The 18,653-nt window shown below is 71.4% G+C and carries 19 protein-coding genes; 17 read left to right on the forward strand and 2 right to left on the reverse strand.

The genetic code is table 11. From position 1 onward, the window contains the following. Positions 1–4 precede the first annotated feature (4 nt). Both RC1_RS03615 and RC1_RS03620 read right to left on the reverse strand, forming a co-directional pair. Positions 5–931, reverse strand: a complete 927-nt coding sequence (locus RC1_RS03615; protein WP_012565985.1) for an MBL fold metallo-hydrolase — start codon at positions 929–931, stop codon at positions 5–7. Between the two features lie 18 nt (positions 932–949). After that, complete coding sequence (locus tag RC1_RS03620; RefSeq protein WP_012565986.1) at positions 950–1,219, reverse strand: hypothetical protein; 270 nt, start codon at positions 1,217–1,219, stop codon at positions 950–952. A 203-nt stretch (positions 1,220–1,422) separates the two neighbouring features. On the opposite strand from RC1_RS03620, the gene RC1_RS19830 reads away from it, so the two are divergent. From RC1_RS19830 to ctaD, 17 genes are all read left to right on the forward strand, one after another. Further along, entirely contained in the window at positions 1,423–1,932 is a 510-nt protein-coding gene (locus RC1_RS19830) for a MarR family winged helix-turn-helix transcriptional regulator (protein ID WP_012565987.1), read from the forward strand. Between the two features lie 74 nt (positions 1,933–2,006). Then, positions 2,007–2,483: a protein tyrosine phosphatase family protein gene (locus RC1_RS03630; protein ID WP_012565988.1), complete on the forward strand. Its 477-nt coding sequence runs from the start codon at positions 2,007–2,009 to the stop codon at positions 2,481–2,483. 368 nt (positions 2,484–2,851) lie between these two features. Next, positions 2,852–4,075 carry a DUF2336 domain-containing protein gene (locus RC1_RS03635; RefSeq protein WP_012565989.1) on the forward strand — a complete coding sequence of 408 codons (1,224 nt, stop codon included), beginning with the start codon at positions 2,852–2,854 and terminating at the stop codon, positions 4,073–4,075. Positions 4,076–4,140: 65 nt separating this feature from the next. Next, entirely contained in the window at positions 4,141–5,328 is a 1,188-nt protein-coding gene (locus RC1_RS03640; protein WP_234703823.1) for an inositol-3-phosphate synthase, read from the forward strand. Beyond that, complete coding sequence (locus tag RC1_RS03645; RefSeq protein WP_012565991.1) at positions 5,325–5,930, forward strand: histidine phosphatase family protein; 606 nt, start codon at positions 5,325–5,327, stop codon at positions 5,928–5,930. The genes RC1_RS03640 and RC1_RS03645 overlap by 4 nt, the downstream gene beginning before the upstream one ends. Continuing rightward, positions 5,927–7,012, forward strand: a complete 1,086-nt coding sequence (locus RC1_RS03650) for a CgeB family protein (RefSeq protein ID WP_012565992.1) — start codon at positions 5,927–5,929, stop codon at positions 7,010–7,012. Before RC1_RS03645 ends, RC1_RS03650 begins: the two co-directional genes overlap by 4 nt. A 24-nt stretch (positions 7,013–7,036) precedes the next feature. After that, positions 7,037–7,810, forward strand: coding sequence for a sugar phosphate nucleotidyltransferase (locus RC1_RS03655; RefSeq protein WP_012565993.1), 774 nt, complete (start codon positions 7,037–7,039; stop codon positions 7,808–7,810). Further along, positions 7,807–8,643: a TIGR04290 family methyltransferase gene (locus tag RC1_RS03660; RefSeq protein ID WP_012565994.1), complete on the forward strand. Its 837-nt coding sequence runs from the start codon at positions 7,807–7,809 to the stop codon at positions 8,641–8,643. Before RC1_RS03655 ends, RC1_RS03660 begins: the two co-directional genes overlap by 4 nt. Continuing rightward, positions 8,625–9,560: a beta-xylosidase gene (locus RC1_RS21335; protein WP_012565995.1), complete on the forward strand. Its 936-nt coding sequence runs from the start codon at positions 8,625–8,627 to the stop codon at positions 9,558–9,560. Before RC1_RS03660 ends, RC1_RS21335 begins: the two co-directional genes overlap by 19 nt. After that, complete coding sequence (locus tag RC1_RS21340; RefSeq protein WP_083759241.1) at positions 9,557–10,459, forward strand: PIG-L deacetylase family protein; 903 nt, start codon at positions 9,557–9,559, stop codon at positions 10,457–10,459. Before RC1_RS21335 ends, RC1_RS21340 begins: the two co-directional genes overlap by 4 nt. Continuing rightward, entirely contained in the window at positions 10,450–11,526 is a 1,077-nt protein-coding gene (locus RC1_RS03675; protein ID WP_012565997.1) for a glycosyltransferase, read from the forward strand. The genes RC1_RS21340 and RC1_RS03675 overlap by 10 nt, the downstream gene beginning before the upstream one ends. 9 nt (positions 11,527–11,535) lie before the next feature. After that, the gene (locus RC1_RS03680) at positions 11,536–12,504 is read left to right on the forward strand and encodes a GNAT family N-acetyltransferase (RefSeq protein ID WP_012565998.1); all 969 of its coding nucleotides are present in this window, start codon (positions 11,536–11,538) and stop codon (positions 12,502–12,504) included. After that, on the forward strand, positions 12,501–13,304 hold the full coding sequence (locus RC1_RS03685) for a hypothetical protein (protein WP_012565999.1): 804 nt from the start codon (positions 12,501–12,503) through the stop codon (positions 13,302–13,304). The genes RC1_RS03680 and RC1_RS03685 overlap by 4 nt, the downstream gene beginning before the upstream one ends. A 136-nt stretch (positions 13,305–13,440) precedes the next feature. Further along, entirely contained in the window at positions 13,441–14,586 is a 1,146-nt protein-coding gene (locus RC1_RS03690; protein WP_012566000.1) for an endonuclease/exonuclease/phosphatase family protein, read from the forward strand. Positions 14,587–14,729: 143 nt separating this feature from the next. Next, positions 14,730–15,725 carry a threonine ammonia-lyase gene (locus tag RC1_RS03695; protein WP_012566001.1) on the forward strand — a complete coding sequence of 332 codons (996 nt, stop codon included), beginning with the start codon at positions 14,730–14,732 and terminating at the stop codon, positions 15,723–15,725. Between the two features lie 151 nt (positions 15,726–15,876). Continuing rightward, the gene (coxB, locus tag RC1_RS03700; RefSeq protein WP_012566002.1) at positions 15,877–16,887 is read left to right on the forward strand and encodes a cytochrome c oxidase subunit II; all 1,011 of its coding nucleotides are present in this window, start codon (positions 15,877–15,879) and stop codon (positions 16,885–16,887) included. A 4-nt stretch (positions 16,888–16,891) separates the two neighbouring features. Further along, positions 16,892–18,520, forward strand: coding sequence for a cytochrome c oxidase subunit I (gene ctaD, locus RC1_RS03705; RefSeq protein ID WP_012566003.1), 1,629 nt, complete (start codon positions 16,892–16,894; stop codon positions 18,518–18,520). The last annotated feature ends 133 nt before the right edge of the window (positions 18,521–18,653 follow it).

Raw genomic sequence — 18,653 nt, forward strand, 5'->3', positions numbered from 1 at the left:
GCCGTCACGAGCGGACGGCCGGTCGCACCTCCACCCGGTCGAAGTCCTTCGCCACCATGACCGGCTCGAAGCGGGCGCGGGCTTCCGCCTCCACTTCGGCCGGGTCGTAGCGGTCGGACTGGTGCGTCAGCACCAGCCGGCCGACACCGGCTGCCTGCGCCAGCCGGCAGGCATCCGCTACCGTCAGGTGGCTGCGGCTGCGCGCCGTCGCCTCGTCGGCGGTGCGGTAGGTCGCCTCGATCACCAGCAGGTCCACCCCGCGCACCGACTCCACCAGGGCGTCGGCGTCGCCACAGTCGCCCACCACGGCCAGACTGGTCCCCCGCTCGGCCGGGCCCAGCGCGTCCTCCCGCCGGACGGTCCGGCCATCCGCCAGCGTCACGGCGCCGGCATGGGCCAGCTCATGCCGTTCGCGCCCCTCCGGAACGCCCAGCGCGTCCAGCCGGGCGCCGTCCAGCGGCCGGTGCTCCGTCTCCTCGAAGCGGAAGCCGAAGCTCTGCGTCTCGTGATGGCACACCGGAAAGGCAGTGACGGCGACCCCGCCGGTCTCGCAGAAGCGGCCCGGCTTCAGGGTGGCGTAGATCACGTCCAGCCCGGGATGGTCGTCGGGCCAGACCACCTGATCCAGCAGGACCCGGGCGATGTGCAGCGCCTCCTCCGAGCCGTAGAGCGTCAGCCTGTCGGCCTGATCCCAGAGATCGAGTGTCCCGACCAGGGAGGCGAGGCCGAGGATGTGGTCCAGATGACCGTGGGTCAGCAGGATCCTGTCCAGCCGGCGGACGCCGACGCCGCCCTGGCGGATCTGCCGCAGGGTGCCCTCGCCGCAATCCACCAGGAAGCGGTCGGTCTCATGCTCCACCAGAAGGGCGGAGAGGCCGCGCCGGGCCGAGGGCACGGTCGCCCCGGTGCCGAGGAAGGTGAGCTGGAACATGCGCCGTCCGTGATCGGGTCATCCGGTCCGGTCTGCCGGGGACTCGGCCGGCGCTGCGGGCGCGGCGGTTCCGGCGGACCGTTCCAGCACCTTACGCACTTCCGCGAGTTCCGTCCCGATCCCCTCCAGGGCCGCGGCGATCCGGGCCAGGGTATCCTGGCCCGCCTCCTGCGGACCGCCGGGGGGATCGTCGCTGTAGAAGCCGCCGGGCGGCTCGACGACGCTGCCGTCGTCCCGCGTCGGCACGTCGGTTTCGACCTCGCGGCCCAGGATGGTGCGCTTGCTCATGGCCGGCGGCCCCCGTCATCGTTCTCCGGAAGGGCGAACAGGCGGGGGCAAGGGGCGTTCCGGGCCGGCGTGATGCGGCGGCCCTGATGCGGCCGAACGACCTTTCGCCGTCCCAACCTTTATTGATCAAGGTCAATGTCGCCGGGTCCTGCCCCATGCAGGATCGTTACAGGTCGTTTTCTCTCCTTCAGGTGAGTCACCCCATGCCGGACAGCCTGTTTCGCTTCAGGGCCGAGGACGCCGTCGCCCTGTGCCTCGTCGATGTCGCGAACGCCCTGTCGCGGCAGAGCGAGGCCATCCTGGAACAGGCCGGCCTTACCGCGCCGCAGTGGACCGTTCTCCTGAACGTCGCCGGCGACGCCAATTTCCATGACGAGACGAAGATGACCGGCAGCATCTTCTCGTCGGAGATCGCGGCCGCGCGCGGCCTGTCGCGCCCGCACATCAGCGCCACCGTGACCGAGCTGATCCGCAAGGGCCTGATCCGTCAGGACGACGATCCGCAGGACCGTCGCCGCAAGCTCTTGTCCGTCACCGGCCAGGGACTGGCCGTGCTGCGCCGCTTGCAGCCGCTGCGCCAGTCCGTGAACGACATGCTGCTGGCCGATCTCAGCCCGACCGAGTGTGAGCGTCTGCTGCACACGCTGCTGACCCTGCGCCAGCGCGCCCGGGCCGCCGACCATGTGGCCCCGGCCCTGAAGCAGGCCTCCTAGGAGGGCGGGGTCTCCCCGGCCGATCGGGTGACCGGCCGCCCCCTGGCGCGGGGCCGGGCTGTGGAGTAGCCTGGATGTCCGATCCGCAGTCCGGAGGCGACGCGATGGACCTCAAGGCCCGCCAGTTGGAAGACACCGTCTTCACCGCCCCGCAGATCAGCGAGGATGACATCGCCGAGGCTGCCCGGCAGGGCTTCAAGGCGATCATCAACAACCGTCCCGACGGTGAGGAGCCGGGCCAGCTCGACCATGAGCGGGCGGCCACGGCCGCGGCGCGGCACGGTCTCGCCTACGCCTATGTTCCGGTGGATGCCCGGACCATGGGACCGGCCGTGGTGGACGCCTTCGCGCGCGCCCTCGCCGCGGTGGAGGGACCCGTGCTGCTGCACTGCCGTACCGGCACCCGCTCCACCCATCTCTGGGCCATGGCGGCGACACGGGACGGTCGCTTCACGCCGGACGAGGTGACCGCCCGCGCGGCCCGCGCCGGCTACGATCTGGAGCCGCTGCGGCCCGTCCTCGCCGGCTACGCCAGCGGCGCCGGGCGCTGATCCCCGGACCTGCCGGTTTCATCCCGTTCCCCTGTGTGCCGATGCGGAACGCGGCAGCGCCGACGTGCGCCTGCTGTAGGGGCTGTGCCTGACCTGAACGGGAAGAGGTGATACGGGAACGGAGATGTCCCGGAACAGAGATGCCGTTGCATTCCACCCGGATGAATCTGGAATTCAAGATACGGGCTTGGTATTTTGCGAATGAATCTTCATCCTGCTCTTTGTTTTTCTGAAGTTTTTGAAAATTTTAAACGAAAATATCAATGATAATGGACGGGTTATTCCATGGGCGGGGTCATCGACCTGACCTGACCTGACCTGACCCGACCCGTTCCGCCGCACGGTCCGCAACCCCGGAGCCGATCGCCATGAGCAGAACCCCGACCGCCGAGACGCCCCGCCCGGGCACGCGCGCCCTGTCCGCCGGTGACGTCAGGAAGCTGCTGGCCGACCGCTCGGCCCAGGCGCGGATCGACACCATGTCCAAGGTCGTCGTGGAACTGTCCGAGGACCGGCTGGAACCGCGGGAGGCGGAACTGGCGCGCGAGGTGCTGCTGCGCTTCGCCCGCGATGCCGAGGTGGCCGTGCGCGAGGCCGTGGCCTGGCAGATCCACAACAGCCCGGTCCTGACCGACGATCTGGCGCGCACCCTGGCGGCGGATGTCGGCCGTGTGGCTTTTCCGGTGCTGCGCTTCGCCAGGCTGGCGGACGACTTCCTGCTGGAGGTGCTGAGCGGCCGGGATGCGGAGAAGCATGTCGCCATCGCCGGTCGCGCCCGGGTCTCCCCCGTCGTGGCCGACGCCATCGTGGAGACGGCGACCCTGCCCGCCATCGGGACGCTGCTGCGCAACGACGGGGCGGAAATCCCCACCCCGACCCTGGAACGGGTGGCGGACCGCTACGGCGATGTGGCGATGGTGGCGGACCCCCTGGCCGACCGGCCGGACCTGCCGCCGACGGTAGTGGAGAAGCTGATCCACCGTGTTTCGGAGGATCTGCGCCGGACCCTGGTCGAACGCTACCAGGTGCCCCCGTCGGTGGTGGCGGAACTGGTCGGGCGCGGGCGCGAGGCCGCGACCATGCTCCTGCTGGCGCCGCTGACGCGCGACGGCACGGATGTCGAGCTGCTGGCCCGGCACCTGCATGTCAACGGCCGCCTTACACCGACCCTGCTGTTCCGGGCGCTGTGCGCCGGCGATCTGGCGCTGTTCACGGCCGGCATGGCGGTGCGCGCCGGGATCGCCGTCGCCAATGCCGGCATCCTGCTGGCCGACGACGGGCCGCTGGGGCTCCGCTCGCTGTTCGAGCGGGCGCAGATCCACTCGCACCTGACGCCACCCTTCCGCTCCGCCCTGAAGGTCGTGCGGGAGACGGGCTACGAGGGTGGGGAAGCGGACCGGCGCGCCTTCCAGCTTGCCGTGCTGGCCCGCGTCCATGCCGAGTGCGGCCATATCGAGGAGCATGCGGTGGACGAACTGCTGATGCAGCTCTTCGACGGCAAGAGCGAGGAGGAGATCGACCGGGCCATGGAGATGGCGGGCCTGCCCTTCCTGCCGCTCCGGGCCAGCGACGACCGACGCTCCGGCGCCTGACCCCCCGTCCGGCCGCTGTGGCCGGCACTGCCCCGAACGAACGTAAGTGGGAACAAGCGGGGCCGGTGGTCGTTGAGCCCAGGGCAGGTGGGGCGCGGCCGGTCGCGCCCCTGCGGGACGGGGCGGAGCGGATCGTGGTGGCACGGGCGGTCAAGGCGGAACCCAGGGTCCGGATCGCGCTGGCGGGGGTGGGCAACTGCGCTTCGTCGCTGATCCAGGGCATCGCGTTCTACCGGGGCGCCGGGGACAACGACGCCGTGCCCGGCCTGATGAATGTCCGCCTGGGCGGCTATCATGTCGGGGATGTGGAGGTCGCGGCGGCCTTCGACGTCGCCCACGCCAAGGTCGGTCTCGACCTGTCGGAGGCGATGGTCGCCCCGCCGAACAACACCCGGCGTTTCGCCGAGGTGCCCCGGCTGGACGTGCCGGTCCGCCGCGGCCCGACGCTGGACGGGCTGGGCAGCTACCTGCGCGACCGCGTGCCGGAGTCCGAGGCGCCGCCCGTGGACGTCGCCGCGGTGCTGCGCGACACCGGCACGGACGTCCTGGTCTCCTACCTGCCGGTCGGATCGCAGCGGGCGACGGAATACTATGCCGAACAGGCGCTGAAGGCCGGCTGCGCCTTCGTCAACTGCATCCCGGTCTTCATCGCCAGCCGGCCGGAGTGGCGCCGCCGCTTCGAGGAGGCGGGGCTGCCCCTGATCGGCGACGACATCAAGTCCCAGGTCGGCGCCACCATCGTCCACCGCATGCTCGCCAACCTGTTCCGCGAGCGCGGCGTCCGGCTGGACCGGACCTACCAGCTCAATTTCGGGGGCAACGCCGATTTCCTGAACATGCTGGAGCGGGAGCGGCTGGAATCCAAGAAGCAGTCGAAGACCCAGTCGGTGGTCAGCCAGCTCGACCGTCCGTTGGCGAACGACGACGCCCATGTCGGGCCGAGCGACTTCGTGCCGTGGCTGACCGATCGGAAATGGTGCTACATCCGGATGGAGGGGACCGGCTTCGGCGACGTTCCCCTGAACCTGGAGCTGAAGCTGGAGGTCTGGGACAGCCCCAATTCCGCCGGCGTGGTGATCGATGCGGTGCGCTGCGCCAAGCTGGCGCTGGACCGCGGCATCGGCGGGGCGCTCGACGGACCCAGCAGCTATTTCATGAAGTCGCCGCCGCACCAGTGTACCGACGCGGAGGCGCGGCAGCGCACGCGCGACTTCATCGACGGCAGGGACCCCGGGACCGGCGGGGTGGCATGACCCGGTTCCTGCTGGTCCGGCACGCGCCGCACGCTCAACAGGGGCGGACGCTGGTCGGCCGCACCGATGTGCCCCTGTCCGACGAGGGGACACCGCTGGCCGCCGCGCTGGCCGAGCGGCTGGCGGGAGAGCCGCTGGCGGCGGTGCAGGCCAGCCCCCGCCTGCGCACCCGGTCCACCGCCGCGATGATCGCCGACCGCCACGGGCTGGCGGTGGAGACGGCGGCGGACCTCGACGAGATCGACTTCGGCGCCTGGACCGGCAAGGACTTTGACGCCCTTGAGCCCGATCCCGGCTGGCGCTCCTGGAACGCCTGGCGCACCGGCTCCCGGCCGCCCGGAGGTGAAACGATGCTGGAGGTCCAGGGGCGGATGCTGCGGCACCTGGAGGGGGTGCGCGCACGCCGGCCCGACGGCACCGTCGCGCTCGTCTCCCACGGCGATCCGATCCGCGCCGTGCTCGCCTTCTGGCTGGGCATTCCGCTGGACCTCGCGCACCGGCTGGAGGTCGATCCCGCCTCGGTCAGCCGGGTGGAACTGTCCCCCTGGGGACCGCGGGTCCTGTCGGTCAACGAGACGCTGCGGCCGGGGGCGGGCGTATGAGGCTGGTCGTCTTCGGGCTAACCATCTCATCCTCCTGGGGGAACGGGCACGCCACGCTCTGGCGTGGTCTCTGCGCCGCCCTGGCCCGGGCCGGCCACCGCGTCACCTTCTTCGAGCGTGACCAGGACTGGTACGCGGAGACCCGCGACTGCCACGACATCCCCGGCGGCGCGCTGGTGCTCTACCGCGACTGGGCCGAGGCGCTGCCGCAGGCCCGCGCGGCGCTGGAGGGGGCCGACGCCGCCATGGTCACCAGCTACTGCCCCGACGGCATCGCCGCCAACGACCTGGTGCTGGAGGAGGGACGGGGCGTGAGGGTGTTCTACGACCTGGACACCCCGGTGACGCTGGCCCGGCTGGAAGCCGGCGAACCGCTGGGTTACATCGGTCCGCACGGGCTGCGCGGCTTCGACCTGGTGCTGAGCTACACCGGCGGCCGTGCCCTGGACGCGCTGCGGACCCGGCTGGGCGCGGAACGGGTGGCGCCGCTCTACGGCCATGTCGATCCGGCCGTCCACCGGCCGGTGCCGCCGCAGCCGCAGTACCGCGCCGACCTCTCCTACCTGGGGACCTACGCCGCCGACCGGCAGCGGGCGCTGGAGATTCTGCTGGTCGAGCCGGCGCGCCGCCTGCCGCGGCGCCGTTTCGTGATCGGCGGGGCGCAGTACCCGGCGGACTTTCCCTGGACGGAGAACATCTGGTTCGTCCGCCACCTGCCGCCGCCGGAGCACCCGGCCTTCTTCAGCGCCTCCCGCCTGACGCTGAACGTGACGCGCGCCGCCATGGCCGCCATGGGCTGGTGCCCCTCGGGCCGGCTGTTCGAGGCGGCCGCCTGCGGCACGCCCATCCTCTCGGACCGCTGGGAGGGGCTGGACGCCTTCTTCACGCCGGGGCGGGAGATCCTGGTCGCCGGCACGACGGAGGAGGCGGTGGCGGCCATCGAGCGTGACAACGCCGACCTGGACCGCATCGCCGCTGCCGCGCGGGAGCGCGTGCTGGCCGAGCACACGGCCGACCGCCGGGCGGCCGACCTTCTGGCCCACCTGGAGCAGGCCCGCCGCCCGGCGCGGGCCGTTCTCTGACGGATCGAGAAGGGGGAGGCGCCGATGTGGGGCATCGTACCGGCCGCGGGAAACGGCACGCGCATCCAGCCGCTGGCCTTCTCCAAGGAGCTGCTGCCCGTCGGCAGCCGCCTGGACGGGGAGACGGAGCGGCCGCGGGCGGTCAGCGAGTATCTGCTGGAACGCATGGTGCTGGGCGGGGCGGACAAGCTCTGCATGGTGATCTCCCCCGGCAAGTCCGACATCCTGGAATATTACGGCGGCAGCTACGGCACCGCCGCCATCGCCTATGTCGTGCAGCCGCGTCCGGGCGGGCTCTGCGATGCCCTGTTCCGGGCGCTGCCGCTGGTCGGTCCGGACGAGCCGGTGATCGTCGGCCTGCCGGACACGGTCTGGTTCCCCGAACATGCCCTGCGCGCACTGCCGGAGGACGATCTCTCGTTCCTGCTGTTTCCGGTGGACAGGCCGGAGCTGTTCGATGCCGTGGTGCTGACCCCGGAGGGCGTGGTGCAGGAGATCCAGGTGAAGCGCGCCGACGCCGCCAGCCGCTGGATCTGGGGGGCGTTCAGGATGCCGGGCCGGGTCTTCCGGGAGCTGCACCAGCTCTGGCGGGAGCGCGACCGCCGCGACGAGTATGTCGGCACCCTGGTCAATGCCTGGATCGCCCGCGGCGGCCGCGCCCTGGGGGTCAGAGCCGGGGAGGCGTATGTCGATGTCGGCACCGTCCACGGTTACCGGGCCGCCATCGGCCTGCTGGCCGGGCAGGGCGACGGACGGGGCTCAGGTCTGCCACCGCGCGAACGGACGGAGGCGGAATGACGGATGTGACGGACCGGGCGGGGCCGGCGGATGCGGATGCTATCCGCCGCCACGCCGAGGCGCTGGGGCCCTGGTTCCACAACATGGACCTGCGCGGGGTGCGGACGGCGCCGGAGCACTTCCTGGGCGACTATCCGGCGGTCAAGTGGCGCTCCTTCGCGGACGCCCTGCCGGCCGACCTGCGCGGGCGCAGCGTGCTGGACATCGGCTGCAACGCCGGCTTCTACGCCATCGAGATGAAGCGCCGGGGCGCCGCGCATGTCCTGGGCATCGACAGCGATCCCCGTTACCTGGGGCAGGCCCGCTTCGCCGCCGAGGTTCTGGGTCTGCGCGACATCGAGTTCCGCGAGCTGTCCGTCTACGACGTGGCGCGGCTGGGCCGCCGCTTCGACCTCGTGCTGTTCATGGGGGTTCTCTACCACCTGCGCCACCCGCTGCTGGCGCTGGACCTGATCCATGAGCACGTCGCGGGCGACCTGCTGGTCTTCCAGTCCATGCAGCGCGGCAGCCCCGAGATCGAGCCGGTGGCGGAGAACTACCCCTTCGCGGAGACGGCAGCCTTCGACCGGCCGGGCTATCCGCGGCTGCACTTCATAGAGCGGCGCTACGCCGACGACCATACCAACTGGTGGGTTCCCAACAGGGCCTGCGCCGAGGCCATGCTGAGGAGTGCGGGCTTCGAGATCCTGGGCAACCCGGAACAGGAGGTCTTCGTCTGCCGCCGCGGCCCCCGGCCGCCGGGCGAGATGGCGGCCTATCCGGCCCGCGCCCCGGTTGACGTCGGCCGCACCGATTCACAGGGAGGGGAGGACGCATGCTCGACAGCGTCATGATCTGGAACGAGCCGAACAACAAGTCCCACTGGGACATCGAGCTCGACAGCGACTGGGCGCTGTTCGCCGGGATGGCGCGGCTGACCGGGCAGGCCCTGCGCGAGGCGTGCCCCGGCGTGCCGCGGGTCCTGGGCGGCATCTCCCCCATTGATCCCGGCTTCCTGCGCAACATGCAGGGCCGCGGCGTGCTGGACGAGGTGGACGCGGTCGCGGTCCACGGCTTTCCGCTGGACTGGAACCACTGGCAGATCCACGAGTGGCCGGACAAGCTGGAGGAGATCCGGCAGGTCACCTCCAAGGATCTCTGGGTGTCGGAGGTCGGCATCTCCACCTTCGGGGCGGAGGAGGTGCAGGAGTTCGGCCTGCACCGCACGGCCGACCTGCTGATCGGCCGCGTTCCCCGCATCCACTGGTACAGCCTGTTCGACCTGCCCAAGGCGTGGCCGGCCACGACCCGCCACCGCGAAGCGGAGGGGTCCAGCTACTACCGCCACTTCTACATGGGGCTGGTGCGCGAGGACGGAACGCCCAAGCGCGCCTTCCACGACTTCGCCCGCTACACCCCGGAGATGGGGTTCTGCCAGTGGTTCCATTTCCAGGACCACCGGCTGGACGATGCCGTGCGACTGATGAAGGACCTCGGCGTCACCTATCTGCGCACCGGCCTCTCCTGGGCCGACTACTACCGTCCCGGCGCGCTGGACTGGTTCGACCGGCAGATGGAGGCGTTGCGGGATTTCGACGTCACCGTCACCTACTGCTTCACACCCGAGCACAAGGGGGTCCAGCCGCACCACACGAGCCCGCCGCAGGCGGCGGAGGAGTTCGCGCAGTTCTGCGTGGAGATGACCCGCCGCTATTCCGGCCAGGCGGGAGCGGCGCGGGCCGACCAGCGGCTGGCGCCGGCCGGGGCGTGAGCCCCGGCGGACCCGGTCCGCTCGGTCGGGCGCTGCGGGGACCGGCGCGCGGCACGCCGTTCGTGGAGGCGTTCCTGCGGGAGCTGCGCCGGCCGGAGGTGACGGTCCTGGATGCCCGCCGTATCGCCCTGGTCGCCGCCCACCCCGACGACGAGACGGTGGGGCTGGGGGCGCAGCTTCCGCGGCTGGCCGGCCTGCGCATCGTCCATGTCACCGACGGCGCCCCCGCCGACATGCGCGACGCCCGCGAGCACGGTTTCGCCAGCCGCGAGGACTATGCCGCCGCCCGGCGGGAGGAGCTGGAGACGGCCATGGCCGTGGCCGGCATCCCTCCGGTGCGTCTGGTCGGCCTGGGCGTGGCCGATCAGGAGGCCAGCCATGTCATGACGGGGCTGGCGCGCCGGCTGGCCGACCTGTTCGACGCCCAGGGCGTGGCGCTCGCCATCACCCACCCCTACGAGGGCGGACACCCCGACCACGACGCCGCCTGCTTCGCCGTCCACGCGGCGGCGCGGCTGCTGGCGCGCCAGGGCCGGCCGGCCCCGGCCGTTCTGGAGATGGCAAGCTATCACGCCGGGCCGGACGGCAATCTGGTGACCAACCGCTTCCTATGGCGGCCGGACTGTCCGGAGGTGGAATTGCCTCTGGACGAACAGGCGCGCATCCTGAAGAGACGCCTTCTCGCATGCCACCACACCCAGCAGGCGGTCCTGGCGCAGTTCCACCTCGGCTGCGAACGGGTGCGTCCCGCACCCGCCTACGACTTCCTGAGCCCGCCCCACGAGGGGCCGCCCTGGTACGAGAACTTCCGCTGGGGCGGGCTGGACGGTGCGGGCTGGCGTGCCTTGGCGGCCGGGGCGATCGGCGCGCTGGAACTGGAGGCTCCGCCATGGCGCTGACCGTGTTGCAGGTCGCTTACCCGCTGGCCCCCGTGAGTGCAGACGCCGTGGGCGGGGCGGAACAGATCCTGGCCTGGCTCGACCACGGTCTGGTCGAACGCGGCCACCGCTCGCTGGTGATCGCCTGCGAGGGCTCGACCGTCGCCGGCGAGCTGCGGACGATCCCGGCCGAGACGGGCGTGCTGGACGAGGCGGCCCGACAGCGCGCCCAGGCGCGGATGCGCGAGGCGATCCGGGACGTGCTCGACCGCCATCCCGTCGATCTCGTCCACCTGCACGGCGTGGACGCCATGGCCTATCTGCCGCCGCCGGGCGTGCCTGCGCTGCTCACCCTTCACCTGCCGCCCAACTGGTATCCCGATCTGCTCTGGCGGCTGGAGCGGCCGGACACCTGGCTGGTGCCCGTCTCCGAGACACAGGCGCGCGCCTGCCCGGGCGGGACCGCGGCCCTGCTGCCCCCGGTGCTGAACGGCGTGCCGGTGGAGGCGTTCGGGCGCGTCACCCGCCGGCGCCCGGTCGCCGCCGCCCTGGGCCGAATCTGCCCGGAGAAGGGCTTCGAGCACGCGCTCGGGGCCGCGACCCTGGCCCGGATGCCGCTGCTGCTGGCCGGGCAGGTCTATGCCTATGAGGCGCACCGGCGCTACTTCGACGATGTGCTGCGGCCGCGTCTGGTGCGGCCGCACCGCTGGCTGGGTCCGCTGGGCTTCCGGGCCAAACGGCACCTTCTGTCGCTGGCCCAGTGCGTGGCCGTGCCCAGCCTGTGCGATGAGACGAGTTCGCTTGTCGCCATCGAGGCGATGGCCTGCGGCACGCCCGTGGTGGCCTTCCCGCGCGGCGCCCTCCCGGAGGTGGTGACGGAGGGGGTCACGGGATTCCTGGTGCCGGACGTGGACTGCATGGCGGAGGCGATGCAGGGCGCGCGCTTCATCGACCCCGACGCCTGCCGCGCCGCGGCCCGCGCCCGTTTCGGCCTGGACGCCATGGTGGAGGGCTATCTCGCCCGCTACCGGACGGCCTTGCGGTCCCGTCGGGACGGGGCGGACCGGTCCCGCGCCATGGCCGGCTGAACGGTGCGGGTGGCGGAGGAGGTCCGGGGCGCCGATGCCCTGGCGGCATTGGCCCTGGACTGGGAGCGCCTGTGGCGGGACGATCCCGCGGCCACGCCCTTCCACCACCCGGCCTGGCTGGTGCCCTGGGCGCAGACCTTCCAGCCGGACCGCTGCCGTGCCCTGACTCTACGCGACGGCGGGCGGCTGCTGGCGCTCTGGCCGCTGTTCCTTCTGGGGGACCGGCTGCTGCCGCTGGGCTGCGGCACGACGGACTGGCTCGGTCCCGTGGTCGCACCGGGCCTGACGGGCGCCGATCTGGCGCCGCTGTTCGCGCGGCTGGAGCGGGACCCGGACTGGCGCTCGTGCGAGGCCGACCGGCTGCCGCCGGACTCCCCGCTCGTCCTGGCCGCCGCACCCTGGCCGGGCGAGGACGGGGAGGGGGAACCCGCCCCGGCGCTGGACCTGCCCGCTCCCCTTTCCCGTGCCCGGCGCCAGAACCTGCGGACCGGCTGGAACCGGCTGCGGCGGCTCGGCCTGCCGGCCGTGCGGCGGGTCCGGGGCGGGGCGGTGGCGGCGGCGTTCGACGCGCTCTCTTCCCTGCACGCGGCGCGCTGGCGGGAGCGGGAGGAGGCGGGCGTGTTGGCCGCCCCGGAGGTGGAGGCGTTCCACCGGCTGGCCGTGCCGGCGCTGGAAGCGGCGGGGCTGCTGCGGCTGCTGTCGCTCGACCTCGACGGCCGTCCGGTGGCCGTGCTCTACGGGCTCCAGGCCAAAGGGTGCTTCCACTACTATCTCGGCGGCTTCGATCCGGCGCTGGCCGAGGCCGGTCCGGGCACGCTTCTGGTCGGGGAGGCGATCGGCGCGGCGGCGGCGGAGGGTTGCACCCTGTTCGACTTCCTGCGCGGCCGCGAACCCTACAAGTACCGCTGGGGCGCCGTGGACCGACCCTGCCGCACCCGCCGCTTCTTCCGTGACGGACACCGGGGAGACCGCCCATGACCCCTCTGCCCCCCCTGGGCCTGCGCTGGACCGTGGGCGATGTCAGCGCGCGCGGGTTCCGCGCCCTGCGCCTGTCGTTACTCGGCGCCCGGCGTGTCTTCGGCCCCGCGGCCGACCTCGCCGTGGTGGTCAATTCGCTTCCACCGGAAGAGGCGCGGCGGAGGACCGGCGCCGTGCCGGCGGAGGTGCGCTGGCTGCCGGCCGGCGATCTGCCGGAGGGGCTGCGGGCGCATCTCGACGCCGGCATGGCCGAGGGCGTGGCCTGGAAGCTGGCGCCCTTGCGCCTCTTCCCCGACCGCTGGGAACTGGCCTTCGACAACGACCTGATCCTCTGGTCCCTGCCGGACTCCCTGCGCGGCTGGTTGGCGTCGCGCGACGCTGGCCGCTGCGTTCTGGCGGCGGATGTGGAGCGGGCGCTGGGCGCCTTCGACACCCTCTGCGGTCCGCTCGCGCTCAACACCGGCATCCGCGGCTTCCCGCCGGGATACGACCTGGAGGCGGCGCTGCTGGCGGTGCTGGCCCGCAACCCGGTGCCGTTGCGCAGCGAACTGGACGAGCAAGGGCTCCAGGTCGCGGCGATGCAGGCGGCCGCCGATCCCGTCGTCGTCGGGGTGGAGGAGGTGTCGATCTGCTCCCCGTTCTGGCCGAAGCGGCCCGAACTGGGGACGGCCGGCGCCCATTTCGTCGGGCTGAACGCCCGCAACCTGCCCTGGGACTGGTACGGCCGCCCGGCCAGCGACTGCCAGAACGGGAATTTCGACCGCTGGGAGCCGGTGATGGCGGCCCGCGTCGGGGCGTGACCGTCGGGACGAGACGGGGCTCGCCTTTATGCCGTCCTCACCCGGCAGCGCAGCACCTCCGCCACGCTCCATGCCTGGGCGACGCAGCCGCGTTTCCATCGGGACGGGAACGGCGCGCCGGGCGTTCTTTACCGTCATGACTCCTTCCAAGCCGTTCCGCTGGCCTGCCTGCCTGTCGCTGGCGGTCTTCCACCTGCTTGCCGGTCTTCTGCTTGGAGGTTGCGCCGGGCCGCACCCGCAGGAAGCCCCGCTGCCGCAGACGGCCGTGGCCCGGGAGCCGGCGATCGGGACCGATCCGGTTACCGGCGAGCGCAGCGTCGAGCTGAGCGTGCTGATCTACAATGTTCACGGTCTGCCCTGGCCGTTCCGGCGGACTCCGGGGCAGGCGCTCGACCGTATCGGGCAGGAGCTGGCGGGGATGCGTGCGGCCGGGCGGGAGCCCGACATCGTGCTGCTGCAGGAGGCCTTCATCCCGAGGGCCGCACGGATCGGCGAGCGGGCCGGCTATCCCAACCGGGTGCGCGGCCCCCGCCGCCGCGACCCGTCGCCGCCGGCCTCCCCCGACATCGACCCGGAGTTCCTGGATTCCCGCCGTTTCCTGAAGGGCGAGCGGGCGGGCAAGGTCGTCTCCAGCGGCCTCTACGCGCTCAGCAACTATCCGATCCTGGAAAAGGCGCAGCGGCCGTTCAAACAGTACGAATGTGCCGGCTACGACTGTCTGGCGAACAAGGGCGTGCTGCTGGTGCGGGTGCAGGTCCCCGGCGTGCCGGTGCCGGTGGACCTCATGACGACGCACCTCAACGCGCAGCGCGCCTCGGGCGTCTCGCTGAAACGGGCCCTCTATGCCCACAACCGCCAGATCGACGAGATCGACGACTTCCTCGACAGCCACCGCGATCCCCGCAATCCGCTGATCTTCGGCGGCGACTTCAACATGCGGGGGGCGCGGGAACGTCTCGACTACGCCATGTCCAGGCGCCCCTATCCCTTCGTCCGCTACTACTGCACCGTCACCGCCAATGACTGCGACATCCGGATGTCCTGGGACGGGGACGAACCCTGGCTGGCGACGCAGGACCTTCAGGGCTTCGATGACGGTGCCTGCGTCGCGGTCCGTCCCGTCCGGGTCGCCGCCCTGTTCGACGCGCCGGTGCCCGATACCCCCGACGAACCCGCAGCCCTGCGTGGCCGGTTGCTCTCCGATCATGACGGATATCTGGTCGTCTACCGGCTGAGCTGGCCCGCGCCCGGAGTGATGCCGGCAGGCTGTCCGCCGGCCTGAGACGTCGCTCCGGCCCCGTCAGGTCCGGCGTGTCCTGCGGGGCGCCGGCGCGACGCGGCGGTCCTTGCGCCCGTTCCGGGGCTGGGCAACAAAGGCATCCCAGACCTGCGGCCCGGACCGGGCCCGATGCCGACGAGCCCGCCATGGATGCCGCTGCCCTGCCGACGCTTCCCACCGCCGCCGACGTGGAGGACGCCGCCCGCCGGCTGGCCGGTCAGGCGGTCGTCACGCCGCTCCTGCGCCATGCGGAACTGGACCGTCTGACCGGCGCCACCGTGCTGGTGAAGCCGGAGGTGTTGCAGGTCACCGGCTCCTTCAAGTTCCGGGGCGCCTTCAACCGGCTCTCGCGCATCCCGGCGGCGGAGCGGTCGCGCGGCGTCGTCGCCTGGTCGTCCGGCAACCATGCCCAGGGCGTGGCGGAGGCCGCGCGGCGGCTGGGCATGCCGGCCACCATCGTCATGCCGGCCGACGCGCCGGCGCGGAAGATCGCCAACACCCGCGCGCTCGGCGTTTCGGTCGTCCTCTACGACCGCGCGACGGAGAGCCGGGAGGCGATCGGCGGCCGCATCGCGGCGGAACGGGGCGCGACCATCGTGCCGCCCTTCGACGATGTCCACATCATCGCGGGGCAGGGCACGGTCGGGCTGGAGATCGGCCGGCAGGCACGCGAGCTGGGCGTCGCGGCGGTGGACCACTGTCTTGTCTGCTGCTCCGGTGGCGGGCTTGCCACCGGCACGGCGCTGGGCCTGCACCTGAGCCACCCCGGCGCCCGTGTCCATACGGTGGAGCCCGTGGGCTTCGACGATTTCGCCCGTTCCCTCGCCAGCGGCCGCAAGGAGCGCAACGACAGCAGTACCGGCTCGGCCTGCGACGCGCTGATGGTGCAGACGCCGGGCGACATCACCCTCGCCCTGGCCCGCCGCGAGCTGGCGGAGGGGCTGGCGGTCAGCGACGGGGAGGCGTTCGCCGCCATGCGCTTCGCCTTCGACCATCTGAAGCTGGTGGTGGAGCCGGGCGGGGCCGTGGCGCTGGCCGCCCTGCTGAGCGGCCGCCTGCCGGTCGCGGGCCGCACCGTGGCGGTCGTGCTGTCCGGCGGCAATGTGGACGCGGCGCTCTTCGCCCGGGTGCTGGCGGGCTGACCGCGGCAGCCCTGCCGGACCCGCACTCTCCGAAATAGACGGCGTCCTCTCCGGGCATATTCCCGAGCGGCAGTGTTCTCCCAGCGGGACCCGGCCGTCAGGCCGGTCGCGCGCCCCGAGCCAGGGAGCCCGCAGCCAGGGAGTAGGATGCATGAGGATTTGGCCGAAGCGCCGGACGGGCGTGCCGTTCGCGCTGGCGGCGCTGCTGTCCGGCGGCGCTCTGGCCCAGGAGCCCCTGGGCCAGCCCGTCGACTGGCAGATGTGGCATCAGGTGCCGGCGACGCCGGTCATGCAGCGGCTGGAGGATTTCCACTGGATGCTGCTGGGCATCATGGTGCTGATCTGCCTGCTGGTGGTCGCCCTGCTCGCCTATGTCGTCGTGCGCTTCAACGAGAAGCGCAACCCGACCCCCAGCCGGACCAGTCACAACACCGTGCTGGAAGTGGCCTGGACCGTCATCCCGGTCGTGATCCTGATCGCCATCGCCATCCCGTCGTTCCAGTCCCTCTACTACATGGACCGGGAGCCGGCGCAGGTGGACATGACGATCAAGATCACCGGCCGGCAATGGTACTGGGACTTCGAATACCCCGACCATGGCGGGGTCCAGTTCTCCAGTTTCATCGTCACCGATGACGACCTGCCGGAGGGCGGCCTCCGCCTGCTGGAGGTGGACAACCGCGCTGTCGTTCCCGTGGGCGCCAACATCCGCCTGCTGATCACGGCAGGCGACGTGCTGCATTCCGTGGCGATGCCCTCGCTCGCCATCAAGCGCGACGCCATTCCCGGCCGGCTGAACGAATCCTGGATGCGGATCGACCGGCCGGGCGTCTATCGCGGCCAGTGCTCGGAGATCTGCGGCACCAACCACGCCTTCATGCCCATGGTGATCGAGGCGGTGGAGCCGGAACGCTTCGCCGCCTGGGTCAACGAGCGCCGGGCAGAGGCCGGTCTGGAGCCGATGACGGTGCAGGTCGCCTTCGCGCCGCTGGCCGCCCCGTCGGAGGCCCCCCCTTCGGAAGACGCCCCTTCGGAGGACGCACCGCAGGAGAACGCGGGGACCGAGACCCCCGGCAGTATCGTCACCGGGATGGCGGCGGAGGACCCGCCCGTCATCCCGTCCGCCACCGCCGGCGGCACCGCCGCATCCGGCCAGGAGTGACACCATGGTCGAAGTGAACCGCACCGGGACGCCGGGGTCCGACGGGACCGGCAGCCACTCCGCCGAGGGGCACGGGGATCACCGGCCGGGCTTCGTCCGGCGCTGGCTGTTCTCCACCAACCACAAGGACATCGGAACGCTCTACCTGATCTTCGCCGCGGTCGCGGGGCTGATCGGGGCCGTCTTCTCCATCATCATGCGGCTTGAGCTGCACAGTCCCGGCCTGCAGGTGGTCGAGGACGGTCAGCTCTGGAACGTCATCGTCACGGCGCATGGCCTGATCATGGTGTTCTTCGCCATCATGCCGGCGCTGATCGGCGGCTTCGGCAACTGGTTCCTGCCGATCATGATCGGCGCCCCGGACATGGCGTTCCCGCGCCTGAACAACATCAGCTTCTGGCTGCTGGTGCCGGCCTTCCTGCTGCTGCTCGGCTCGGCCTTCGTCGATCTCGGCGCCGGCACCGGCTGGACGCTGTACCCGCCCCTGTCGAGCAATCTCGGCCATCCGGGGCCGGCGGTGGACATGGCGATCTTCGCCCTGCATCTGGCCGGGGCCAGTTCGATCCTGGGGGCGATCAACTTCATCACCACCATCTTCAACATGCGCGCGCCGGGCATGACGCTGCACAAGATGCCGCTGTTCGCCTGGGCGATGCTGGTGACGGCGTTCCTGCTGCTGCTGGCGGTGCCGGTGCTGGGCGGCGCCATCACCATGCTGCTGACCGACCGCAACTTCGGCACCCACTTCTTCGAGCCGGCCGGCGGCGGCGACCCGGTGTTGTTCCAGCACCTGTTCTGGTTCTTCGGGCACCCCGAAGTCTACATCATGATCCTGCCCGGCTTCGGGATCATCAGCCACGTCGTCTCCACCTTCAGCCGCAAGCCTATCTTCGGCTATCTGGGCATGGCCTATGCCATGGTGGCGATCGGCGTGGTCGGCTTCGTCGTCTGGGCCCACCATATGTTCGCCGTCGGCCTGGACGTGGACACCAAGGCCTATTTCACGGCGGCGACGATGATCATCGCCGTGCCGACGGGCATCAAGATCTTCTCCTGGATCGCCACCATGTGGGGCGGTTCCCTCAGCCTGAAGACGCCGATGCTGTTCGCGCTGGGCTTCATCTTCCTGTTCACGGTGGGCGGCGTGTCGGGGGTGGTGCTCGCCAACGGCTCCATCGACATCACGCTGCACGACACCTACTACGTGGTGGCGCACTTCCATTACGTGCTCAGCCTGGGGGCGCTGTTCTCGATCTATGCGGGGATCTACTACTGGATCGGCAAGATGAGCGGCCGCCAGTACCCGGAGATCCTGGGAAAGATTCATTTCTGGCTGGTCTTCATCGGGGCCAACCTGCTGTTCTTCCCCATGCATTTCCTGGGCACGGCGGGCATGCCGCGGCGCATCCCCGACTATCCGGACGCCTATGCCGGCTGGAACGCGCTGGCGTCCTGGGGTGGCTATCTCTCCTTCGCCGGGCACGCCGTCTTCATCGTCACGATCCTCTACACGATCGTCGCCGGCCGGCGCGTCGGCTCAGACTACTGGGAGACGGGGGGAACGACCCTGGAATGGACGCTCTCCAGCCCGCCGCCCTTCCACCAGTTCGAGACGCTGCCCCGGATCAGGTAGGCCGGGTCATCAGGACAGATCGGGCAAGGGAAAAGGCCGTCCGGGGTGACCCGGGCGGCCTTTCTCCGTCTGCCGGTGCCGCGCGGATGGTTGGCCCGGGCCGGCCGGGTGCGCTACATCAGGGGAGGCATCG

The sequence above is a fragment of the Rhodospirillum centenum SW genome, assembly GCF_000016185.1.
Taxonomy (GTDB): Bacteria; Pseudomonadota; Alphaproteobacteria; order Azospirillales; family Azospirillaceae; genus Rhodocista; species Rhodocista centena.